Annotated in this window: 2 protein-coding genes; both read right to left on the bottom strand. The window is 42.3% G+C overall.

Annotated elements, in window-relative coordinates; all coding sequences use genetic code 11:
• Positions 1-115 precede the first annotated feature (115 nt).
• Positions 116-211, bottom strand: coding sequence for a hypothetical protein (locus TW77_RS26070; RefSeq protein ID WP_428838755.1), 96 nt, complete (start codon positions 209-211; stop codon positions 116-118).
• Between the two features lie 29 nt (positions 212-240).
• The gene (locus tag TW77_RS22930) at positions 241-588 is read right to left on the bottom strand and encodes a helix-turn-helix domain-containing protein (protein ID WP_082079023.1); all 348 of its coding nucleotides are present in this window, start codon (positions 586-588) and stop codon (positions 241-243) included.
• Between the last annotated feature and the right edge of the window lie 614 nt (positions 589-1,202).

Raw genomic sequence — 1,202 nt, 5'->3', positions numbered from 1 at the left:
ATTCACTAAAGGTGAGATGAGTGCTTCTGTTTCACCAGTCATTGGGCACACTGCACCAAATAGATAGGCATATTCGAATTGTTGCTGCTTTACGACTCTTGGCCGTGAGCCTTTTTCACCTAAAAAGTTTTTTAAAAGCTTCCTGGCGAGCTTGATCCCCTTTAGGATGGATTGACCGACTGCTGATCCATGAGAGGTTGCGCCTTTTCAACAACCTGCGAGCAGCCGACAACTCGTATTCTATGTGAAAAGCTCAGATATATATTGCTGAATATCTTCTAGTGTTAGCCGACCACCTTGCGTGCGGTCTATAGAGCCGAGTACATACGCTTTAAGCTGCTTCAGTTGTGCATCACCCAGTTTGCAAGAGCGGTCCGAGCGAGTTAGTTCTTCCAGGCCTTCTAATCCATTATCAAGATAGTCTTTCACCCATTTGTTCACGCTAGTACGACTGACCTTCAAGTATTCAGCAATCTGATAGCGAGATTTACCTTCAAAGAAATGAGCCAGTGCGAGCATGCGCACTTTCTTTCTTGGATTTTTAGTCTGTTTGGAGAGCTTAATAAATTCAGAGGGCTGCAAAATCATTATCACATCGATGGATATTTGATTTTGACATTAGATCGCATGTGCAAAGTACAATGACAGCGAGCAACGCGAGTACATTTACTTTGCGCAAGGGCGATGAGAAACCGAAGCACCGCTTCGCAGCTCATTGAGATGAGCGCAGGGATGCGCGATGGGACCCAGCTTCATGGATGAATAGGCGATGCTATTCTATCTACAACGGCTTTAAATGACTTATACCAATTTGCTTAATTAAGCGTTCTATTTTGAGGCGAGAAAATATGGTCGATAACAAGGCAAGAACCTTGCTATTTAGCTATTCTAAATGAAAAATTTTTAACACAGTTGGCGTCATATTTGCTCCTTCAAATTGACCAGGTATTAAGTAAAATTGGTATTAAACGTAAAAAACCTACGTCTTTCGAATGTAGCTTCTCTTGTTTAAAGTCTGATAATGATTGTCGGATCTCAGTGCAGCTCATGCTCACAGTGTGGCATGTCAGAAGATCCCGCATCAAGTGCGGGATGACTGTAGTGTGGGCTGTAAGAATCGAAATATAAGTGATACCATTTTGAATAATTAACTGGTCAGATTTATCCAGTCCCTAAAGCACAATGATTTCACCCTGTCAGCA

Origin of the sequence: Pseudoalteromonas rubra, from assembly GCF_000967655.1 — a bacterium.
Taxonomy (GTDB): Bacteria; Pseudomonadota; Gammaproteobacteria; order Enterobacterales; family Alteromonadaceae; genus Pseudoalteromonas; species Pseudoalteromonas rubra_A.
Note: the sequence above shows the minus strand (reverse complement) of the source record. Positions and strands in the feature narration are given on the sequence as shown.